The organism is Kitasatospora sp. NPDC034023 (genome assembly GCF_055575795.1).
Genome location: NZ_JBVIRY010000006.1, coordinates 231,265 through 249,081, shown reverse-complemented (window position 1 = coordinate 249,081; position 17,817 = coordinate 231,265). Strand labels below are relative to the sequence as shown.

Here is a 17,817-nt window from a genome sequence, read left to right as displayed (position 1 = left end):
AAAATCCATCCCGACACTGCCGCAACACGCCGAACTCCCCCACGCCAAAACGCGCTCCGACCCGCACCTGTCAGCCAGACGGAGGAAGCGACCGCCGATGACGACCGCTCCCCTTCCGCAACAACGCCACCGGGGTATCGTCCTGCGCCTCGACCAGTTCCCCGCCCCGCCGCACGATCAGCGGATAAGCCTCCGAGAAGTCAGCCGCCACCGCCACCGGCCGCCAGACCCGCCTGGCGCAGGCGGGGCGTCGCCACCGCGATGCACCGCGCGCTGGTGGACGGGTTGGAGAGCCGGCGCGTGATGCTGAACAGCCGGCCGGAGGCGACGGCGGCCCAGGCCGCCTATCGGGCGTGGGGCTACCGCAGGGTGGGTGCGGCGGTTCCGTGGGAGGGCGCGGCGGAGCACGATGTCCTGGTGCTGGAGCTGTGAGGCGCCGGACCTGCTAGGACGGGACCTCGGCGAGGTGGCGGAACGTGCGGGCGTGGTCGGCGAGGGTGTCGCTGTCGAGCGTGATGTCGTCGTAGTGCTCGACGTAGATGGCCGCCATGCTGCCGTCGACCCAGGTACAGAACCCGAGGTCCTGGGGCTTCCCGGCCTTCTTCATGTCGGTGCCGTGACCGCATCTCATGACGCCGTCGCGGTCGCCCGGATCGACGGTGCGCAGGCCCACGACGTGCTGGCCGGTGCTCGCCAGGGTGGTCATGTGGTCGATCTCGGCCGAGGGCGCGATGGAGGGCAGCTCGCGAACAGCCAGGAGGACGGTCCGCGTCCTGTCCGCGGCCTGGTAGCCGCTGACCTTCGCATCGGCCAGGAGCGGCGAGATCTTGGGGAGCCGTTCCGCGGGGACGCTCGGCACCCCCAGGAAGTCCTTCGGCGGGCTGTAGCGGTACGCACCGAAGGCGGCGATGTTGTCGGCGAAGACCACAGCGAGGGTGGTGACTCCGGCGACCCCGAGTGCGGCCAGGGTCAGCCAGAGCCTGCGGCGGGAGCGCGGCGGTGGGGGCGGGGTCGGGGCGGCGGGGGTGACGTCCACCAGGACGTCACCGGCCGGGGTCTGATCTTGATCGAGCACCGGCATATCCGAGCAGGTCGGGGCCATGGGCACAAGAGATTTGGCGGCGGTCTCGACGGACAGTTCCCCGGACGTTCATCCGACGGGCACGCGGAACTCACCGGGGAGCGGCAGGCTCCCTGCCGGAGGCCGAGTTGGCTATACAACTTTACCGGCAGGGCTGCCGCCGAGGAGGAGACCACCGATGACCGAGCTGCCGCCGTACTGGCTGCGCGACAACTGCCCCTGCGCCGAGTGCCGGGATCCCCGGAACGGGCAGAAGCTGTTCCGGATCGGCGATCTGCCGGAGGGCCTGAGCATCGCGGCGAGCACCGAGACCGACGGGCACCTGGAGGTGCTCTGGTCGGACGGGCACCGGTCCCGGTACGCGCCGGAATGGCTCGACGAGGCGGACGAGGGAGACGGGCGCACCGAGGACGGCAAGCGGCTCTGGGCGGCGGCGGACTTCGCCCGCGGCATCCCCGAGGCGGAGCGGGCGGCGTACCTCGCCGACCCCGCCGAGCAGGCCGCCGTCCTGAGCGCCGTCCGCCGCAGCGGGTTCGCGGTGCTGCGCGGGGTGCCGGTCGTGACGGGGCAGGTGCTGCGGGTGGCGGAGAGCTTCGGGTACGTCCGGGTCACCAACTACGGGGAGCTGTTCGACGTCCGGGTCGAGCCGGACCCGAACAACCTCGCCTTCACCAGCGCCGCGATCGCACCGCACACCGACAACCCGTACCGCGACCCGGTGCCGACGCTGCAGCTGCTGCACTGCCTGGAGAACGCGGCGACCGGCGGGGACTCCGGGCTGGTGGACGGGTTCAAGGCGGCGGCGGTGCTCCGGGCGGAGTCACCGGCGGACTTCGCGACGCTGACCCGTACGCCCGTCCCCTTCGTCTTCCGCGACCGCCGCACCGAGCTGCGTGCCGACCGTCCGCTGATCGACGTGGACCCCCTCGGCCGGATCCGCGAGGTCAGGTTCAACAACCGCTCGATCGGCACCCTCCGGGGAGGCGACCGGGAAGCCTTCTACGCCGCCTACCGCCGCTTCGCCGCGATCACCCTGCGCCCCGAGTTGCAGCTCGCCTTCCGCCTCGGCCCCGGCGACTGCCTGATCTTCGACAACACCCGTCTCCTGCACGCCCGTACGGCGTTCCGACAGGACGGTCGCCGACACCTCCAGGGCTGCTACGCCGACCTGGACTCGCTGTCCTCCACCCTCGCCGTGCTGCACCGCCGCACCGCCGCCCTGGACGCGATCGCCGGGCTGTTCGCGGGCGAGGGCGCCGGGGAGTACCTGGGCGAGGAGGTCACCATGGCCGAGCACATGCTGCAGGCCGCCGCTGCCGCCGAGGCCGCCGGCGCGCCGGACCACCTGGTCGCCGCCGCCCTGCTGCACGACGTCGGCCACTTCTTTGACGAGCACGGCCAAGGTGCCCTGCACGGAGTGGATCTGATGCTGGGTCATGACAATCGGCACAGCCACACCGGCGCCGACTGGCTGACCCGCTGGTTCGGCCCGGAGGTCACCGAGCCGGTCCGGCTGCACGTGGCCGCCAAGCGCTACCTGTGCGCGGTCGAGCCCGGATACCGGGAGCGACTGTCCGAGGCCTCCGAGTACACGCTGGCCGTCCAGGGCGGCCCGATGTCCGACCGGCAGGCCACCGAGTTCGCCGAACTCCCGGGCGCCACGGACGCGGTGGCGGTGCGGCGCTGGGACGAGCAGGCGAAGGTGGCCGGCGCCGCGACCCCCGGCTTCGACCACTACCGCCCGCTGCTCGCCTCCCTCATGCGCTGACCCCGCAGAGCGCACGAAGCACGCGGAGCGCACGGGAGGTGGCTCAGTCCATCTCCCGCGCGTGCCGCGAAAGCGCCGAGGTGGCCAGGGAGTTGTGCACGCTGAAGGCCACCGTCCCGGGCAGGTAGCGGTCCTGGGACCATTCCACGGGCGTGCCCGTCGGGTCGGTGGTCCGGCGCCGTTCGCGCAGCAGCGGGCTGCCCCGGCGGCAGCCGAGCAGTCGGGCGTCCTCGGCGTTGGCGGCGACGATATCGATGGTGTGGTCGGCGTCGGTGAACAGGATGCCGTGCTCGCGCAGGACTTCGGTGTGGGAGACCACGTCCGGGGGCAGTTCGGCGACGATCTCGCCGACCCTCGGCGGGTAGACGGTGCGCTCGACCATCACGGGCGTGCCGGAGAGCGTGCGCAGTCGGACCGTCACGTACACCTCGGCGCCCGGTTCCAGGCGCAGTTGCTCGCGTTCGGCGGCGTCGGCCGGGCGGCGCACCAGCGAGTCGAGGATGCCGCCGGGCTCCTCGCCCATCGAGTAGGCCCAGTGCGTGAAGCTGAGCAGTTCGGAGAAGCTCTGTACCCGGGCGCCGCCGAGCACGACCCGGCGGGTGCCGCGGCGGGAGGTGACCAGTCCGTCGGAGCGCAGTACGGCGAGCGCCTGGCGGACGGTGCCTCGGGAGACGCCGTACTGCTCGGCCAGCGCGCCTTCGGCGGGCAGCCGGCCGGCCTCGCCGTACGCGCCGGTGGTGATGGCCTCGCGCAGGTCGGCGGCCACCTTCCGGTACAGGGCTCCGGAGGTTCGCTCCTCGGTCGCGGCGGGGCGCTGGGGCTCGGTCGCGGCGGGGCGCTGGGGCTCGGTTGCCACGTCAGTCAATGTCCCTCCTGGGGCAGTGTCCTGCGCAGCCGTACCGGCGCGGACAGCCCGACCTTATCCCGCTGCGCTTTCGAAGCATGGCACCGAACGGATCACGCTCCGGTGGCCGGATTCCACCGTTCCCGCAGCCGACCCCGGTTCTGGGCCGTCTGTTCACCTTCCCGTCACCGGACTGCGGCGTACTTACCCCCGTCAGCGAAGTTGGCTAGTCAACTCGGACGGTTCCGAACAGCCCCCGTAGCCCGGACGACTCCGGAAACGACTCCGGAAATCACTCCGGACCGCCACTCGCCAGATCCCCCGATCGAGACGCCCACTCGCAGTTCCCCCTTCTCAGGAGACTGACCCGTGTCCGTGCACCGCGCCCGCTCCGCCGCCTTCGCGGCCGTCCTGACCGCTGCCGCGCTCTCCCTCACCGCCTGCGGCTCCGCCGGCTCCTCCGCGAAGTCCGGCGACGCCGCGGGCGGCAAGAACGCCAAGACCGCCACCTCGGTCGCCGACTTCGGCGGCATGGACGGCCTGGTCGCCGCCGCCAAGAAGGAGGGCAAGCTGCACGTCATCACGCTGCCGCGCGACTGGGCGAACTACGGCAAGCTGATGGACGACTTCAAGGCCAAGTACGGCATCGAGATCGAGGACGAGAACCCGGACGGCTCCAGCCAGGACGAGATCAACGCGGTCACCTCCCGCAAGGGCCAGGACCGCGCCCCCGACGTCGTCGACCTCGGCTCCGCCTTCGCGATCAGCGCCGGCAAGCAGGGCCTGCTGGCCCCCTACAAGGTGACCGACTTCGACAAGATCCCGGCCACCATGAAGGACGCCAACGGCCTGAGCTACAACGACTACGGCGGCTACATGTCGATCGGCTGCGACGCCAAGAAGGTGTCCGTCTGCCCGAAGACCTTCGCCGAGCTGCTGAAGCCCGACTACAAGGGCATGGTCGCCCTGAACGGCAACCCGACCAAGGCCGGTGCCGCCTTCGGCGCCGTGTACGCGGCCGCGCTCGCCAACGGCGGCTCGCTGGACAACATCCAGCCGGGCATCGACTTCTTCGGCAAGGTCAAGCAGACCGGCAACTTCAACCCGGTCGAGGTCACCCCGGCGACCATCGAGAAGGGCGAGACCCCGATCAGCATCGACTGGTCGTACCTGAACGCCGGCTACGCCGACAAGTTCAAGGACAAGGGCATCGACTGGCAGGTGGCCATCCCGTCGGACGGCTCCTACGCCCAGTACTACAACCAGGCGATCAACAAGGACGCCCCGCACCCGGCGGCCGCCCGCCTGTGGGAGGAGTACCTCTACAGCGCCCAGGGCCAGAACGGTTTCCTCGGCGGCTACGCCACCCCGGCGCTGTTCGACGCCATGAAGGCCGCCGGCACCCTGGACGCGGCCGCCTCGGCCAAGCTCCCGCCGGTCGAGAAGCCCTTCACCACCTTCCCGACCCAGGACCAGACGGACGCGGCCAAGAAGGTCGTGACCGAGAACTGGGCCAAGGCGATCGCGGGCTGACCTGAGATGACCACGGCACCCACCCCGGTGCCGGCCTCCGCCTCCGCCGCCCAGAGCGGCGGAGGCGCCATCGCCGGCTCCGTCACCCCCGTCACCACGGCCGCCAAGGCCCCCCGCCCCGGCAAGCGCCGGGCCGGCGGCAGCCGAGCCTGGCTCGCCGCCCTCCCCCTCCTGCTGTTCTTCGTGATCGGCTTCGGCCTGCCGGCCGTGGCGATCGCCATCGGCGCGTTCACCACCTCCTCGGACGCGCCCGACGGCGGCGGCACCTTCACCGCCGCCAACCTGACCGGCTCCCTCCAGGGCGCCTACTGGACCGCCCTGTGGGGCAGCGTGAAGCTCTCGCTGCTGACCGCGCTGATCGCCACCGTGGTCGGCCTGCCGCTGGCCCAGGCCGTGGCGACCTCCCGGTTCCGGATGTTCCGCGAGGCGGTGATGTCGGCCTCCGGCGTGCTCGCCAACTTCGGCGGCGTGCCGCTCGCCTTCATGTTCGTCGCCACCCTCGGCAACTCCGGCGAGGTCACCAAGAAGCTCGGCCTGACCAAGCACGGCTGGAGCCTCTACACCTTCTCCGGCCTCTCGGTGGTCTACCTCTACTTCCTGGTCCCGCTGATGGTCATCACCATCACCCCGGCCCTGGAGGGCCTGCGCGTCCAGTGGCGCGAGGCCGCCTACAACAACGGCGCCACCTCCCTGCAGTACTGGCGGCACGTGGCGCTGCCCGTCCTGCTGCCCTCGCTGCTCGGCGGCTTCGTGCTGCTGTTCGGCGCCTCCTTCGCCGCGTACGCCACCGCCGAGGCCATGGTGGGCAGTTCGGTGCCGCTGATCTCGATGCAGATCGGCGACGCACTGTCCGGCAACGTCCTGGTCGGCCAGGGCAACCTCGCCCTCGCCCTCGGCCTCGACATGATCGTGGTCGCCTGCCTGGTGATGGCCGTGTACCTGCCCCTTCAGCGCCGGAGTGCCAAGTGGCTCGCCTGATCGATCGCATCCGTTTCGGCCGCGGCCTGGTCCTGCTGGTCTGCGCCGTCTACTTCGCCGTGCCGATGGCCGCCTCGCTGTGGTTCAGCATCGACGACAACAAGGGCGGCACCACCTTCCGCGCCTACACCGAGCTGCTGAACGCCCCCGGCTTCACCGACAGCCTGGTGCTCAGCCTCGAACTGGCCAGCGTCACCGTCGCGGTGCTGCTGCTCCTGCTCGTCCCGGCGATGCTCGCCGCCCGGCTCGGCGCGCCCAGACTGCGCCCGGTCATCGAGGTGATGTGCTCGATGCCGCTGGTCGTCCCGGTGGTGGCGCTCACCACCGGCATCATCGGCGTACTGCGCTGGGGCCCGGACTACCTGCAGGACACCCCGCTGTTCCAGACCATCGTGGCGATCCAGAACCCGGACTTCCCGATCGTCCTGGTCATCGCGTACGTGCTGATGGCGCTGCCCTTCGCCTACCGGGCGATCGACGCCGGGCTGCGCGGCGTGGACGTCGTCACCCTGGTCGAGGCCGCCCGCAACTGCGGCGCCGGCTGGCTGCGCGCGGTGTTCACCGTCGTCCTGCCGAACCTGCGCAGCGCGCTGCTGAACGCGGCCGTGCTCACCGTCGCCCTGGTGCTCGGCGAGTTCACCACCGCCTCCATCCTCGGCTTCGCCCCCTTCTCGGTGTGGATCAACTCCAACGGCAAGAGCGACGGCCAGATGTCCGTCGCGGTCTCGATGCTCAGCCTGCTGATCGTCTGGGTCGTCCTGCTGCTGATGTCCGCCGTCGGCCGCGGCCGCAAGGCCGCGCGCTCCTGAGCGCACCGCCCTTACGGTCCTGAACCGCCCCACGTTTTCCAGGAGTCACCAGCCATGACCACGGCCCCCGCCCCCGTCACCGGCGTCGCGCTCGCCCCCGGCAGCGCCACCGTCGAGTTCCGCTCGCTGCGCCGCTCGTTCGGCGCCACCACCGCCCTCGACGGCCTGGACCTCACCGTCCACCCCGGCGAACTGCTCGCCCTGCTCGGCCCGTCCGGCTGCGGCAAGACCACCGCGCTGCGCATCCTGGCCGGCTTCGAGCAGCACGACTCGGGCGAGGTCCTGGTCGACGGCCAGGACATCACCGCGATCCCCGCGCACAAGCGCGACGCGGGCATGGTGTTCCAGTCGTACAGCCTCTTCCCGCACCTGACCGCGCTGGACAACGTCGCCTTCGGGCTGCGGATGCGCGGCGCCGGCAAGGCCGACCGCCGCAAGCGCGCCCAGGAGCTGCTGGAGCTGGTCGGCCTGCCGCACCGCGCCGAGCACTACCCGCACCAGATGTCCGGCGGCCAGCAGCAGCGCATCGCGCTCGCCCGCGCGCTCGCCCTGCAGCCGCGTGTGCTGCTGCTCGACGAGCCGCTGTCCGCGCTGGACGCCAAGGTCCGGCTGCAGCTGCGCGAGGAGATCCGGCGCCTGCAACAGGAGTTGGGCATCACCACCCTGTTCGTCACCCACGACCAGGAGGAGGCGCTGTCGATGGCCGACCGGGTCGCGGTGCTGCGCGCGGGCAGGCTGGAGCAGTGCGCCACCCCGTCCGAGCTGTACGGCCGGCCGGCCACCGCCTTCGTCGCCGAGTTCGTCGGCACCATGAGCCGCATCCCGTGCACCCGCACCTCGGACGGCGTCGAGGTGCTCGGCCGCCGCCACACGGTGGACGGCGAGATCCCGGCCGACGGCGAGCTGCAGGTGCTGGTCCGCCCGGAGAACGTCACCCTGACACCCGCCGAGAACGGCCCCGCGCTGGTGGTCTCCGCGTCCTTCCTGGGCGCCGTCACCCGGCTCACCGTCCGCCTCGACGACGGCACCGAGGTCAAGGCCGACCTGCCCACCGAGGCCACCGCCGCGCTGCCGGCCGGCTCGCGCGCCGAGCTCACCCTGCCCGAGCGCCCCGTGCTGGTGGACCGCCGCCCGGCCTGAGAGCCTTGCACGTCCCTGCTCCGACGTTGAGAACCACCGAAGGTACCGCCATGCCTGAATCCGTCCTGCCCGAATCCGCCGCCTCGTCCGAGGCCGCCCTGCCCGCCGCCGTCCTCTTCGACATGGACGGCACCCTGGTCGACACCGAGCAGCTGTGGTGGCAGACCGCCGCCGAGATCGCCGAGGAGCTCGGCCACCCGCTCACCGACGAGGACGCCCCCGAGGTGCTCGGCCAGGCCGTCGAGCACACCGCCGCCCACCTCCACCGGGTCAGCGGCACCACCCTCGACGAGGCCGAACTCGCCGCCCGGCTGGGCGAGTCCTTCGCCGGCAAGGTCGCCGTCGAGACGGTGCCGCGCCCCGGCGCGCTCACCCTGCTCGCCTCGCTGCGGGACGCCCGGGTGCCCACCGCGCTGGTCTCCGCCTCCCCGCGCCGGGTGGTCGACCTCGTGCTGTCCGCCATCGGCCGGGACTGGTTCGCCGTCACCCTGGCCGCCGAGGACACCGAGCGCACCAAGCCCGCCCCCGACCCGTACCTCGCCGCCGCCGAGCGGCTGGGCCTGGACCCGGCCGTCTGCCTCGCCGTCGAGGACACCCCGACCGGGGTCGCCTCCGCGAGCGCGGCCGGCTGCGCCGTGCTCGCCGTGCCGTCCACCGCGACGCCGATACCGGACGGGAAGCGGATCACGCTGCTCGCCAGCCTGGAGCAGGCCGACCTCGCGCTGCTCGGGAAGCTCACCGCCGCCCCGGCGGTTTGACACCGACATGCCCTACGTCCTGCTCGCCCTCGCCATCCTGAGCGAGGTCTGCGCCACCAGCTGCCTCAAACTCACCGACGGGTTCACCCGCCTCTGGCCGAGCCTGGCGGTCGGCATCGGCTACGCGCTCTCCTTCCTGCTGCTCGGCCGCGCGCTCAAGCACATCCCGGTCTCGGTCGCCTACGCGGTCTGGTCGGGGGCCGGGACGGCGGCGGTCGCCGGGATCGGCGTGCTCGCCTTCGGCGAGTCGCTCGGGCGGCTGCAGTGGCTGGGGATCGCGCTGGTGATCGTCGGGGTGGTCGTGCTCAACCTCAAGGGCAGCCAGTGACCGTCGATTTCCGAACAGATCCCGACGGACCCTGACGGACTCTGACGGACTCTGACGGACTCTGACGGATCGTCATGTCACAAGACAGCTGGTCAACTCGCCGACCGGAGCGGGAAGTCGGACGGGCCGACTTCCCGCTCCGAGCCGTTCGCTACGGTGTTGCCCATGACGAACCCCCGGCCCCACCACTACCGCTTCGTCCACCGCGAGCTCGCCCGCCAGGTACTGGAGTTCGGCCCGCGCGTGGCCACCCCGGCCCCGGACGGCGGCAGCCTGCTGCCCGTCGTCACCAAGATCTGGGACGACCTCGGCGGGACCCTTCCGCCCGAGGACCGCCTACCCACCCACGGCCTCGACTGCCGCCACCTGTCGGTCGACGGCCACCACATGCTGCTGGTCACCCTGCCCAGCCCGGTCGGCGCCACCGAGGCCCACTTCGTCGCCGCCGTCCACCCCCAGGGCAGCCGGACCGTCCGCTACGTGACCCTGGAGCACGCACTCAACCCCTTCGACGGCAGCCCCGGCACCGTCCTCGGCGAGTGGACCACCGAGAGCCACCTCAACCACGGCCCGGGGCCCTCCCCCGTCGCCGAACTCTTCGTCGCGTCGGTCGTGCAGCTCGTCACCCCGAAGAAGCGCGGCTTCTGGCGCCGCTGACATCCAGCCCACCCCATGGCCCGGTCAAGCAAATGCCCAGCTACGGCAAAGTGTTGCTCGTCACACGAACCATCTGGAACCCGCCCGCCCCGCCGAGTCTTCTTCCCCATCGCACGTCAGATGGACGACGGACGGGGGGAGAGACCGTGGCGGACGACGGGGCGAAAGCCGGCGGGCCGGAGTTCAAGATCCGGCCGGGGGACCTGAAGGACGCCGCGCCGACGTTCGAGAACCAGAGCAAGGCGCTCAAGGAAGCGCTCGACAAGCTCAAGCAGAGCCTCACCGAGGCCGGCAGCCCGTGGGGCGGCGACAAGCAGGGCAACGAGTTCGCCCAGGCCTACAACGGCCCGCACGACAAGGTGCTCTCCGCGCTCGACGTCCTGGTCAAGGGGCTCACCAGCATCCACGACGGCCTGGTCGCCCACGCCGACAACCACACCGACGCCGACAACCACGCTCGCAAGAACATGACGCCATGACCGGCGCTCCCTTCCGGACGGGGGCGGCGGGTGGGTGAGTCCACGGCGGCGAAGGCCGTCCGCAAGCTCACCGGGATGTGGTGGCCCGACGCGGACCCGGACAAGCTCCGCAAGGTCGCCGACGCGTGGGAGGCGATGGCCACCGCCATCGACAACGTCACCGCGCCCACCAACCAGGCCGCCGCCGCGATCGTCGCCAACAACCACGGCCCGGCGATCGACGCCTTCGGCACGTTCTGGGGCCGGTACTACGGGGGCAAGGACAGCGCGGGCCAGGGCAAGGGCTGGCTCCCCGACACCGCCACCGCCTGCCGCAGCCTCGCCAAAGCCCTGCGCGACTTCGCCGCCGAGGTGGACAAGGCGATCAAGAAACTGGAGGAGGAGGCCGCGATCGTCGGCGCGACCCTGGTCGCCGGCACCGCCCTCGCCTTCTTCACCGTCGGAATCTCCGAAGGCGTCGCCGTCACCGCCGCCGCGGGCATCGTCGCCACCGCCGCCGGCCTCGGCGTCGCCGTCTCCGAGACCATCGCCATGATCGCCGCCACCGTCCTCACCGGCGTCGTGTTCGGCGCCGTCGAAGCGATCGCCGTCGACGTCGCCGTCGCCCAGCCCATCCGGGTCGAGTTCTACGACGACGGCGGCTACAGCCTCAAGGAGGCCGTCGAGGCCGAGAAGACCGGCGGCATCATGGGCGGCGCCGGTGCCGGCCTCGGCGCCGGCGGCCGGGTGCTGTCGACCGCCGCCGAGGTGTCCGACAACGCCTCCGTCGCCCTCGCCGCCGCCGGCAAACTCGCGAGTGCCGCCGACACCCTGCCAGGCCGCATGGTCACCGGTGCCGGCCTCACCTACGGCTACGACACCGCCTTCCAGACCGGCCCGGTCTTGCCGCTGGACGTCGCCCTCGGCGCCGTCGGCGGCGCAACCGGCCCCAGCGGCAAGGGAGTCGACACCGCAAAACGCATCGCCGACCTCACCGGAGAGGGCCACGCCCCGGGCCGGCACGTGAAACCCGACGACGCCGCTCTGCAAATCCGCCTGGGCACCACCATGACCAACCCCGACGGCTCCCCCAAGACCTACACCCAGGCTTCGAACAACGCCGGCCACGTCAAGTCGAACGATCACATCGACCCGCTGACGGGCAGCACGGTGGACGGCGACCACGGCGGAGTCCACAAGTGCGGTCCTTACGCGACCCGTTACAACGACCCGGCGGACTTGGTCGCGGTCGACAAGTACATGCGCAAGTACATTCGGGAACACGGCGAAGCACCGCAGGGCCCCGTCCCGATCTCCGACATCCTGGGCCCGGAAGGGCACAAGCGCTTCACCGGTTTCTACAAGGATCCACAGAATCCGAACCAGTACCTGCCGGTCGACTTCGAAGGTGGCAACATCGTCGCCATCTACGCGAAGGACGCGAACGGCCACTACGATCTCGTGACGTCGTATGCCAACCCCGCACAGGGGAAACACCCGTGAGGAACTCCATGGACCCCGAGCTGGCCGGATTCCTGCAGATGTACCTGAACGTCGAGATGGCTTCCGGCACCCTGGCTCGCGTCAAACGAACCATCCGGTCGGCGAGTTGGTGCGACGACGTACAGCGCAGGCTTGAGCGGAGCATCGCCGAACGGACCATGACCCGCGGCGAGTACTGCGAGAACACCTGGGTCGACTTCGAGACGGACGAAGAGATGTACGCCTATCTGGAAAAGGTTCACGCATACCTCTTCCTCGATGCCGCGGAACTCCCGCTCCCGCCTGACTGACTCCGCCGCAGGGGCGGGCGTCGAGATGACGCCCGCCCTGATGCCGGTCAGCGCGTCGCGGCCGGCACCCCTCGACAGCCGCGGGGCCTACGACCGCACCACCCGCGCCCGCAGGTAGTTGCGCCGGCCGAAGTTCGGTTCGTCCACCGCCGTCAGCTCCTCCACCTGGAACCGGTACAGCGCCGCCGCCCCGCCGCCGGTGAGGAACTGGCGCCGGACCTCCTCGTCCTGCGCGAAGGACGGGTAGCGCCCCTGGTACGCGGCCAGCGCCGCCTGCGCCTGCCGCCCCCAGGCCTCGCCCGCGCTGCCGGTCAGCTGCAGTCCGCGCAGCTGCTCGCCGAAGGCGGGCGGCGGCAGGAACACGGTGGCGGCGGCCCGGGCCTCCTCGGCGAGATGGTGGCTGTGCCGGGTGGAGCGCTCGCTGACGAAGTAGAGGACGAGGTCGTCGTCGTGGGCGAAGAAGGCGAGGTTGGCGTGCGGTCCGTGTTCGTGGCCGGCGGTGGCGAGGGTGAGCACCATGGCCTCCGCGAGCAGGCCCTCGACGCCCTTGTGCAGCAAGTCGCCCGGCCAGTCCCCCTGTGTGATGTCGAGTCTGTACGGCATTCGGCACTCCCTCCGCTGGCACGCCCGGCGCCCTCGCGCCCCGAGCACGACTGAGCCGGGCGGGCGCCCCCTGAGGAGGCCCCACGCCCGGCTCACATGCTCTACCCGCCACCCCGGCGGAACAAGGGTCGCGGAACGGGTGGAACGAGCGCGATCAGCGCCGCCGCACCCGACGGTCTCAGTGCCGCTGCGCCCCGTACGCCGAGTGCCCGTGGCTCACCAGCGGCGGCACCCCCGGGCCGAGCAGCGGCCGCAGCGCGCCGGTCCGCATCCGGTCCACCAGTGGCCCGCAGCGCCCGGCGACCGGTGCCAGCACCACCGCGACCAGCAGGCCGACCAGCGCGCCCACCGCCACGTCGTGCGGGTAGTGCACGCCGACCCAGACCCGGGAGGCGGCCATCAGCACCGCGAACAGGCCGGCCACCCAGCCGAGCCGCCGGTTGACGAACCAGAGCGAGGCCGCGGCGGCGACGGCGATCACCGAGTGGTTGCTCGGGAAGGACCAGTCCCCGGTGCCCGGGCAGGTCTCCAGCGAGACGCTGCCGGGGATCTGCGCGCAGGGCCGGACCTCCTCGACGATGCCCTTGAGCCCCGAGTTGACGACGTAGGCGATGACCACGATCACCGGCGAGGCCAGCACCTTGGCCATCACCGCGGAGTCCGCGCCGCGCGCCCGCCACCACGCCCAGAGCATGAAGATCGCGAACAGGCCGAGACCGATCGCCGACCAGACCTTGATCAGCTCGTCCAGCCAGTGCGGGGCCGACTGCGCCCACCCGTTGACGCGGGTGTAGAGGCTGCCGTCGATGCCGCTGCCGTCATAGACGGCGAGGGCCCGTGAGGACATCACGCGTCACCTCCGTGACGTGGCGCCTTACGGGCGCGGAACAGTTCGAGAACAATGGGGAACACGGAGACAACTACTACCAGACCGATGATGGGCAGCAGATACTGGTCGATCCCGGGTACCGACGATCCGAGCGCGTACCCGGCGAGCACCACGCCGACCGTCCAGACCGCACCGCCGACGACCTGCCAGAGGGTGAACGAGCGGACTGGCACTTCGAGCACGCCGCACAGCGGATTCAACACCGTTCGGACCACCGGGATGAACCGGGCGAGCATGATCGCCTTGCCGTGGCCGTACTTCGCCAGCAGTTCCTCGGCCCGCGCGGCGCCCTTCAGCAGGCTCTTCCGCCTGGTGCGGCGCAGCAGCGACCGGCCGCCGCGCCGGCCGATCAGGTAGCCGACCTGGGCCCCGCCCAGTGCTCCGACCAGGGCGGCGGGCAGCACCTGCCACAGTTCCAGCTGGGGCCCCTTGGTCACGCCGGGCACGCAGAGCAGTCCGGCGGTGAACAGCAGCGAGTCGCCGGGCAGGAAGAAGCCGATCAGCAGGCCGGTCTCGGCGAACAGCACCACGGCGATGCCGAGCGCGCCGAAGGCGGCGAGCAGTGAGGACGCGTCCAGCGGGTTCACCGCGAGGTGAACGGCCGGATCGCCGGGGAACTGGAGCAAGGCTGGCGGACCTCCCGTACGTTGGAGGGCGGTTCACGGCGCATTCCGCCGGAACCGACCGGTTCACAGCGGATCCGCTCAGGCCGGCTGTTCACGGCGAACCCGCCGGGACAGCGGTTCACAGGGACCCGCCCGGACCGGGAGGCTCACAGGGACCGCCCGGACCGGGAGGCTCACAGGGACCGCCCGGACCGGGGAGGTTCACAGCCGGACTTCACTGCCGGGCTCTTCAGCCGGACCCGCCCGACCGTCTACAGTCACGTAGACGGTCTACATGACTGTAGACGAAACTTGGAGGAATCGCCGCCATGTCCGACGTACCGTCCGCCCGCCGGCCCGCCGGGGAGCTGGAGGCCGAGGTGCTGGCCGCCCTCTGGTCGGCCCGGCAGCCGATGACGCCGCAGGACGTCCAGGCGGCGCTCGGCGGGGACCTCGCCCGCACCACGATCGCGACGATCCTGGCCCGGCTGCACGACAAGGGGACGGTCGAGCGCACCCGGGCCGGCCGCGCCTACGCCTACACCCCGACCGTCCAGGACACCGCCGGACTGGCGGCCCGCCGGATGCACACCGAGCTGGGCCGCGAGGCCGACCGCTCCACCGTGCTGGCCCGCTTCATCTCCGACCTCTCCGCCGAGGACGAGCAGCTGCTGCGCGACCTGCTCGGTGACGGCCCCGCCGGCCCCGGCACCGGAGCCGCCGACGCCGGAGCCCTCACCAGAACCGTCGGCGACGACCACCCGTGGCCGGGCAGCAGGGGAGCGGCCGGCCGATGATGATCGCCGTCTGGGCCCCGCTGCTGCTGCCGTTCCTGGCCGCCCCGCTGGCCCGCCGCCTCGCCGAACTGCTGTCGCCGCGAGCCGCCGCCTGGATGCTGGCCGGCAGCGCCGCCGTCCTGGCCGGCGGCACCCTCTGCTCGCTCGGCCTGCTCGCCGCTGCCGGGCTGCTCCAGCTGCCGCCGGTCGCCGCCCTCGGCCACCTCTCGCTGCCGTGGCTCACCGCGGCCGCGCCGGCCGCCCCGCTCGCCGCCGCGGCGGCGGCCCTGGCGCTCGTCGCGCTCGCCGCGCTGGCGGTGCGCACGGCCCGCCGCCGACGGCTGGAGCTGCGCACGGCCCGGGCCTCCCTCCCGGCCGATGACCGGCATCCGGATACGCGCCTCCCGCGCGCCACCGTGCGCCGGGCTCGCACCCCGGATCGCCGCACCGCCCCGCCGAGGCCCGCCGAGCCCGCGTTCTCCGCCCTCCTGCGGCCCGCCGGATCGGTGCTCACGGCGCTTCTGCGGCCCGCCGAGCCCCCGCTCGCCGTCCTGGACGACGAGCGCGCCGACGCCTTCGCCCTGCCCGGCCGTCTGCGCCGCCCCGGCCGACCGGGCGAGCCCGGCCGGATCGTGGTCACGTCGGGGATGCTGCGGGCCCTCAGCGGCCCCGAGCGCTCCGCCCTGCTCGCCCACGAGCGCGCCCACCTGGCCGCCCGCCACCACGTCTTCCTCGCCCTCGCCGAGCACGCCGCCGACGTCCACCCGGCGCTCCGCCCGCTGCGCGCGCCGCTCGGGTACCACCTGGAGCGCTGGGCCGACGAGGTGGCGGCGGCCCGGGTCGGCGACCGCACCGTGACCGCCCGCGCGGTCGGCCGGGCCGCCCTCGCCGCGAGCCGCTCCCCCTGGCCGGACCGGCCCAGGCTGGCCCCCGCCGCGCACTCCGGGCCGGTCCCGCGCCGGGTCGCCGCCCTGCTCCAGCCCCGCCCGGCGGCCACCCCCGGCACCCGGCTGCGGGCGGTCGCGCTGGCCCTGGCCGCCTGCCTGGCGCTGAGCACCGGCGCCACGCTGGAGGCCACCGCCGACCTGCACCACACCGTCGAGGCGGCCCAGCAGGGCGTGGGCGCGCAGCGCTGAGACCCACCCGGGCCCGGGGGTCGCCCGGGCCCGGGGCCGCTCCCGCGTACCGTCCGGTATGCCGAGTTGGCAGACCCCATCCCCACGGGCCCAGCTCACCCGTACGCTTTCGTCAGCGCGTCGGCCCCGGCGCGACCTCGAACGGCGGCGAGGAGCGGACCGAGTGCGGCAGACCGGACGGCAGTCCCGACGACCAGAGCGCCGCACCCCGCCGACCGCGACGGAGCTGGCCAAGGTCCACGAGCGCACCCTCGCCGACGCCGCCGCCCGGGAGCTGACCGGTCCCGCCTCCCCCGAGGAGGGCGGCGTCCCCGGCCTGCTCGAACCCCGCCCCGAGATCGGCGACTCCTGGGCCCGGCTGCGCCGGCTCGGCCTCGACCCCGACACCGGTGCCGCCGCCGCCCTGCTCGGCCCGGCCGAAATCGAACAGCGCCGCCGCGCCAGTGGGCTTGACGCAGTCATGCCAGTCCTGCGGCAGACCCTGCTGGAACCGACCGACGCACTCCCGCTGATCCTCGCCATCGCCGACGCCGAGGGCCACGTGCTCTGGCAGGAGGGCGAGCGCGGCCTGCGCCGCAGCGCCGACCGGATCGGCTTCATCACCGGCGCCCGCTGGATCGAGGAGAGCGTCGGCACCAACGGCATCGCCGTCGCCCTGCGCGCCCGCCGCCCGATGCACGTCCACTCCGCCGAGCACTACCTGCGCAGCCACCACTCCTGGACCTGCGTGGCCGCGCCCGTGCACGACCCCGGCACCGGGCAGCTGGTCGGCGCCATCAACCTGAGCGGCCCCGCGCACAGCATCCGCCCGTACCTGCTCCAGCTCACCGCCACCGCCGCCCGGCTCGCCGAGACCGAGCTGCGCGCCCACCGGCTGGAGGCCCTGCACCAGCTGCGCACCCTGGCCGCCCCGCTGCTCGCCCGGGTCGGCGGCCCGGCCCTGGTGGTGGACGCGGCCGGCTGGACCGCCGCCGCGGCCGGGCTGCCGCCGCCCAACCGGCTGCGGGTGCCCAGCGAGGGCTGGGCCCCGGCCGCCGTGCACTGGGTGCCCGGCCTCGGCGAGTGCGTACTGGAACCGCTCGCCGACGGCTGGCTGGTGCGCCCGATCCGGCCGCCCGAGGAGGACGGCTCCGGCACGGTGAGCGCCGAACAGGCCGAGGGGGCCCGGCTCCGACTCGACCTGCGCCGGGCGGACCGGCCCGAACTGTCCGTCCGGGGCGCGGTCGGCAGCTGGTCCCACCCGCTCAGCCCGCGCCACGCCGAACTGCTGCTCCTGCTCGCCACCGGACGCCAGGGCAGCACCGCCGCCCAGCTCGCCGAGGCGCTGTTCGGCGACGCGGGCCGGACGGTGACGGTCCGCGCGGAGCTTTCCCGGCTGCGCCGCTACCTGGGCGGGCTGCTGGCCCACCGGCCGTACCGGATCGCCGAGTCGGTGCTGGTCACCGTGGAGGGGCCGGACGACCCGTACGACCTGCTGCCCGCCTCCACGGCCCCGGCCGTCCGGAGACTGCGGGCCGCGCTGGCGACGGGGGCGGTGCGGCTGCCCGGAGCGGTACCCGTCCCGCCGCCGCGCGCACCCGGCGACCAGCCGCTCGGCCGCTGAGGCCGCGGCCGACCGCCAACCGCTCACCGACCGCCGACCCTCAGCCGCTTGCCCGCCG

Annotated in this window: 21 protein-coding genes; 15 read left to right on the top strand and 6 right to left on the bottom strand. The window is 72.8% G+C overall.

Going from position 1 to position 17,817, the window contains the following annotated elements; genetic code table 11:
• Positions 1 to 70: 70 nt before the first annotated feature.
• Positions 71 to 217 (bottom strand): hypothetical protein, encoded by a 147-nt coding sequence (locus ACZ52R_RS12195; RefSeq protein ID WP_465621041.1) that lies wholly within the window; start codon positions 215 to 217, stop codon positions 71 to 73.
• Positions 218 to 300: 83 nt separating this feature from the next.
• Here ACZ52R_RS12195 and ACZ52R_RS12190 point away from each other — a divergent pair, with 83 nt between their 5' ends.
• A complete protein-coding gene (locus ACZ52R_RS12190; RefSeq protein WP_465621039.1) occupies positions 301 to 432 on the top strand; it encodes a hypothetical protein in 132 nt (43 codons plus the stop codon).
• A gap of 13 nt (positions 433 to 445) precedes the next feature.
• Here ACZ52R_RS12190 and ACZ52R_RS12185 read toward each other — a convergent pair whose 3' ends face one another.
• Complete coding sequence (locus tag ACZ52R_RS12185) at positions 446 to 1,075, bottom strand: hypothetical protein (protein ID WP_465662632.1); 630 nt, start codon at positions 1,073 to 1,075, stop codon at positions 446 to 448.
• Positions 1,076 to 1,259: 184 nt separating this feature from the next.
• Between ACZ52R_RS12185 and tmpA the strand changes: the two genes are divergently transcribed.
• On the top strand, positions 1,260 to 2,849 hold the full coding sequence (gene tmpA / locus ACZ52R_RS12180; protein ID WP_465753423.1) for a 2-trimethylaminoethylphosphonate dioxygenase: 1,590 nt from the start codon (positions 1,260 to 1,262) through the stop codon (positions 2,847 to 2,849).
• A gap of 43 nt (positions 2,850 to 2,892) precedes the next feature.
• Here tmpA and ACZ52R_RS12175 read toward each other — a convergent pair whose 3' ends face one another.
• Positions 2,893 to 3,627, bottom strand: a complete 735-nt coding sequence (locus tag ACZ52R_RS12175) for a GntR family transcriptional regulator (protein WP_465621179.1) — start codon at positions 3,625 to 3,627, stop codon at positions 2,893 to 2,895.
• A 435-nt stretch (positions 3,628 to 4,062) separates the two neighbouring features.
• Here ACZ52R_RS12175 and ACZ52R_RS12170 point away from each other — a divergent pair, with 435 nt between their 5' ends.
• The 10 genes from ACZ52R_RS12170 to ACZ52R_RS12125 all read left to right on the top strand — a co-directional run bounded on the left by ACZ52R_RS12170 (position 4,063) and on the right by ACZ52R_RS12125 (position 12,147).
• Positions 4,063 to 5,226 carry an ABC transporter substrate-binding protein gene (locus ACZ52R_RS12170; protein WP_465621033.1) on the top strand — a complete coding sequence of 388 codons (1,164 nt, stop codon included), beginning with the start codon at positions 4,063 to 4,065 and terminating at the stop codon, positions 5,224 to 5,226.
• Between the two features lie 6 nt (positions 5,227 to 5,232).
• Positions 5,233 to 6,204 carry an ABC transporter permease gene (locus tag ACZ52R_RS12165; protein ID WP_465621031.1) on the top strand — a complete coding sequence of 324 codons (972 nt, stop codon included), beginning with the start codon at positions 5,233 to 5,235 and terminating at the stop codon, positions 6,202 to 6,204.
• Positions 6,204 to 7,013 carry an ABC transporter permease gene (locus ACZ52R_RS12160; protein WP_465753446.1) on the top strand — a complete coding sequence of 270 codons (810 nt, stop codon included), beginning with the start codon at positions 6,204 to 6,206 and terminating at the stop codon, positions 7,011 to 7,013. The genes ACZ52R_RS12165 and ACZ52R_RS12160 overlap by 1 nt, the downstream gene beginning before the upstream one ends.
• A gap of 54 nt (positions 7,014 to 7,067) precedes the next feature.
• Positions 7,068 to 8,153, top strand: coding sequence for an ABC transporter ATP-binding protein (locus tag ACZ52R_RS12155; protein ID WP_465621029.1), 1,086 nt, complete (start codon positions 7,068 to 7,070; stop codon positions 8,151 to 8,153).
• A gap of 50 nt (positions 8,154 to 8,203) precedes the next feature.
• Positions 8,204 to 8,911: an HAD family hydrolase gene (locus ACZ52R_RS12150; protein WP_465621028.1), complete on the top strand. Its 708-nt coding sequence runs from the start codon at positions 8,204 to 8,206 to the stop codon at positions 8,909 to 8,911.
• Positions 8,912 to 8,918: 7 nt separating this feature from the next.
• On the top strand, positions 8,919 to 9,239 hold the full coding sequence (locus ACZ52R_RS12145; protein WP_465621026.1) for a DMT family transporter: 321 nt from the start codon (positions 8,919 to 8,921) through the stop codon (positions 9,237 to 9,239).
• Positions 9,240 to 9,404: 165 nt separating this feature from the next.
• Positions 9,405 to 9,896 (top strand): hypothetical protein, encoded by a 492-nt coding sequence (locus tag ACZ52R_RS12140; RefSeq protein WP_465621024.1) that lies wholly within the window; start codon positions 9,405 to 9,407, stop codon positions 9,894 to 9,896.
• Between the two features lie 146 nt (positions 9,897 to 10,042).
• On the top strand, positions 10,043 to 10,375 hold the full coding sequence (locus tag ACZ52R_RS12135) for a WXG100 family type VII secretion target (protein WP_465621022.1): 333 nt from the start codon (positions 10,043 to 10,045) through the stop codon (positions 10,373 to 10,375).
• A gap of 30 nt (positions 10,376 to 10,405) precedes the next feature.
• On the top strand, positions 10,406 to 11,857 hold the full coding sequence (locus tag ACZ52R_RS12130; RefSeq protein WP_465753422.1) for a WXG100-like domain-containing protein: 1,452 nt from the start codon (positions 10,406 to 10,408) through the stop codon (positions 11,855 to 11,857).
• A gap of 8 nt (positions 11,858 to 11,865) precedes the next feature.
• On the top strand, positions 11,866 to 12,147 hold the full coding sequence (locus ACZ52R_RS12125) for a hypothetical protein (RefSeq protein WP_465753421.1): 282 nt from the start codon (positions 11,866 to 11,868) through the stop codon (positions 12,145 to 12,147).
• A gap of 87 nt (positions 12,148 to 12,234) precedes the next feature.
• On the opposite strand, the gene ACZ52R_RS12120 is transcribed toward ACZ52R_RS12125, so the two are convergent.
• The 3 genes from ACZ52R_RS12120 to ACZ52R_RS12110 all read right to left on the bottom strand — a co-directional run bounded on the left by ACZ52R_RS12120 (position 12,235) and on the right by ACZ52R_RS12110 (position 14,265).
• Positions 12,235 to 12,750, bottom strand: a complete 516-nt coding sequence (locus ACZ52R_RS12120; RefSeq protein ID WP_360499505.1) for a pyridoxamine 5'-phosphate oxidase family protein — start codon at positions 12,748 to 12,750, stop codon at positions 12,235 to 12,237.
• A 178-nt stretch (positions 12,751 to 12,928) separates the two neighbouring features.
• Complete coding sequence (locus ACZ52R_RS12115; RefSeq protein ID WP_465662624.1) at positions 12,929 to 13,597, bottom strand: phosphatase PAP2 family protein; 669 nt, start codon at positions 13,595 to 13,597, stop codon at positions 12,929 to 12,931.
• Entirely contained in the window at positions 13,597 to 14,265 is a 669-nt protein-coding gene (locus tag ACZ52R_RS12110; RefSeq protein ID WP_465662622.1) for a DedA family protein, read from the bottom strand. Before ACZ52R_RS12110 ends, ACZ52R_RS12115 begins: the two co-directional genes overlap by 1 nt.
• Before the next feature lie 308 nt (positions 14,266 to 14,573).
• Between ACZ52R_RS12110 and ACZ52R_RS12105 the strand changes: the two genes are divergently transcribed.
• The 3 genes from ACZ52R_RS12105 (at position 14,574) to ACZ52R_RS12095 (ending at position 17,759) form a co-directional block, all read left to right on the top strand.
• Positions 14,574 to 15,041, top strand: a complete 468-nt coding sequence (locus tag ACZ52R_RS12105; RefSeq protein ID WP_465621014.1) for a BlaI/MecI/CopY family transcriptional regulator — start codon at positions 14,574 to 14,576, stop codon at positions 15,039 to 15,041.
• The gene (locus tag ACZ52R_RS12100; RefSeq protein ID WP_465753420.1) at positions 15,038 to 16,156 is read left to right on the top strand and encodes a M56 family metallopeptidase; all 1,119 of its coding nucleotides are present in this window, start codon (positions 15,038 to 15,040) and stop codon (positions 16,154 to 16,156) included. Before ACZ52R_RS12105 ends, ACZ52R_RS12100 begins: the two co-directional genes overlap by 4 nt.
• A gap of 163 nt (positions 16,157 to 16,319) precedes the next feature.
• Positions 16,320 to 17,759: a GAF domain-containing protein gene (locus tag ACZ52R_RS12095; protein WP_465753419.1), complete on the top strand. Its 1,440-nt coding sequence runs from the start codon at positions 16,320 to 16,322 to the stop codon at positions 17,757 to 17,759.
• Positions 17,760 to 17,817 lie beyond the last annotated feature (58 nt).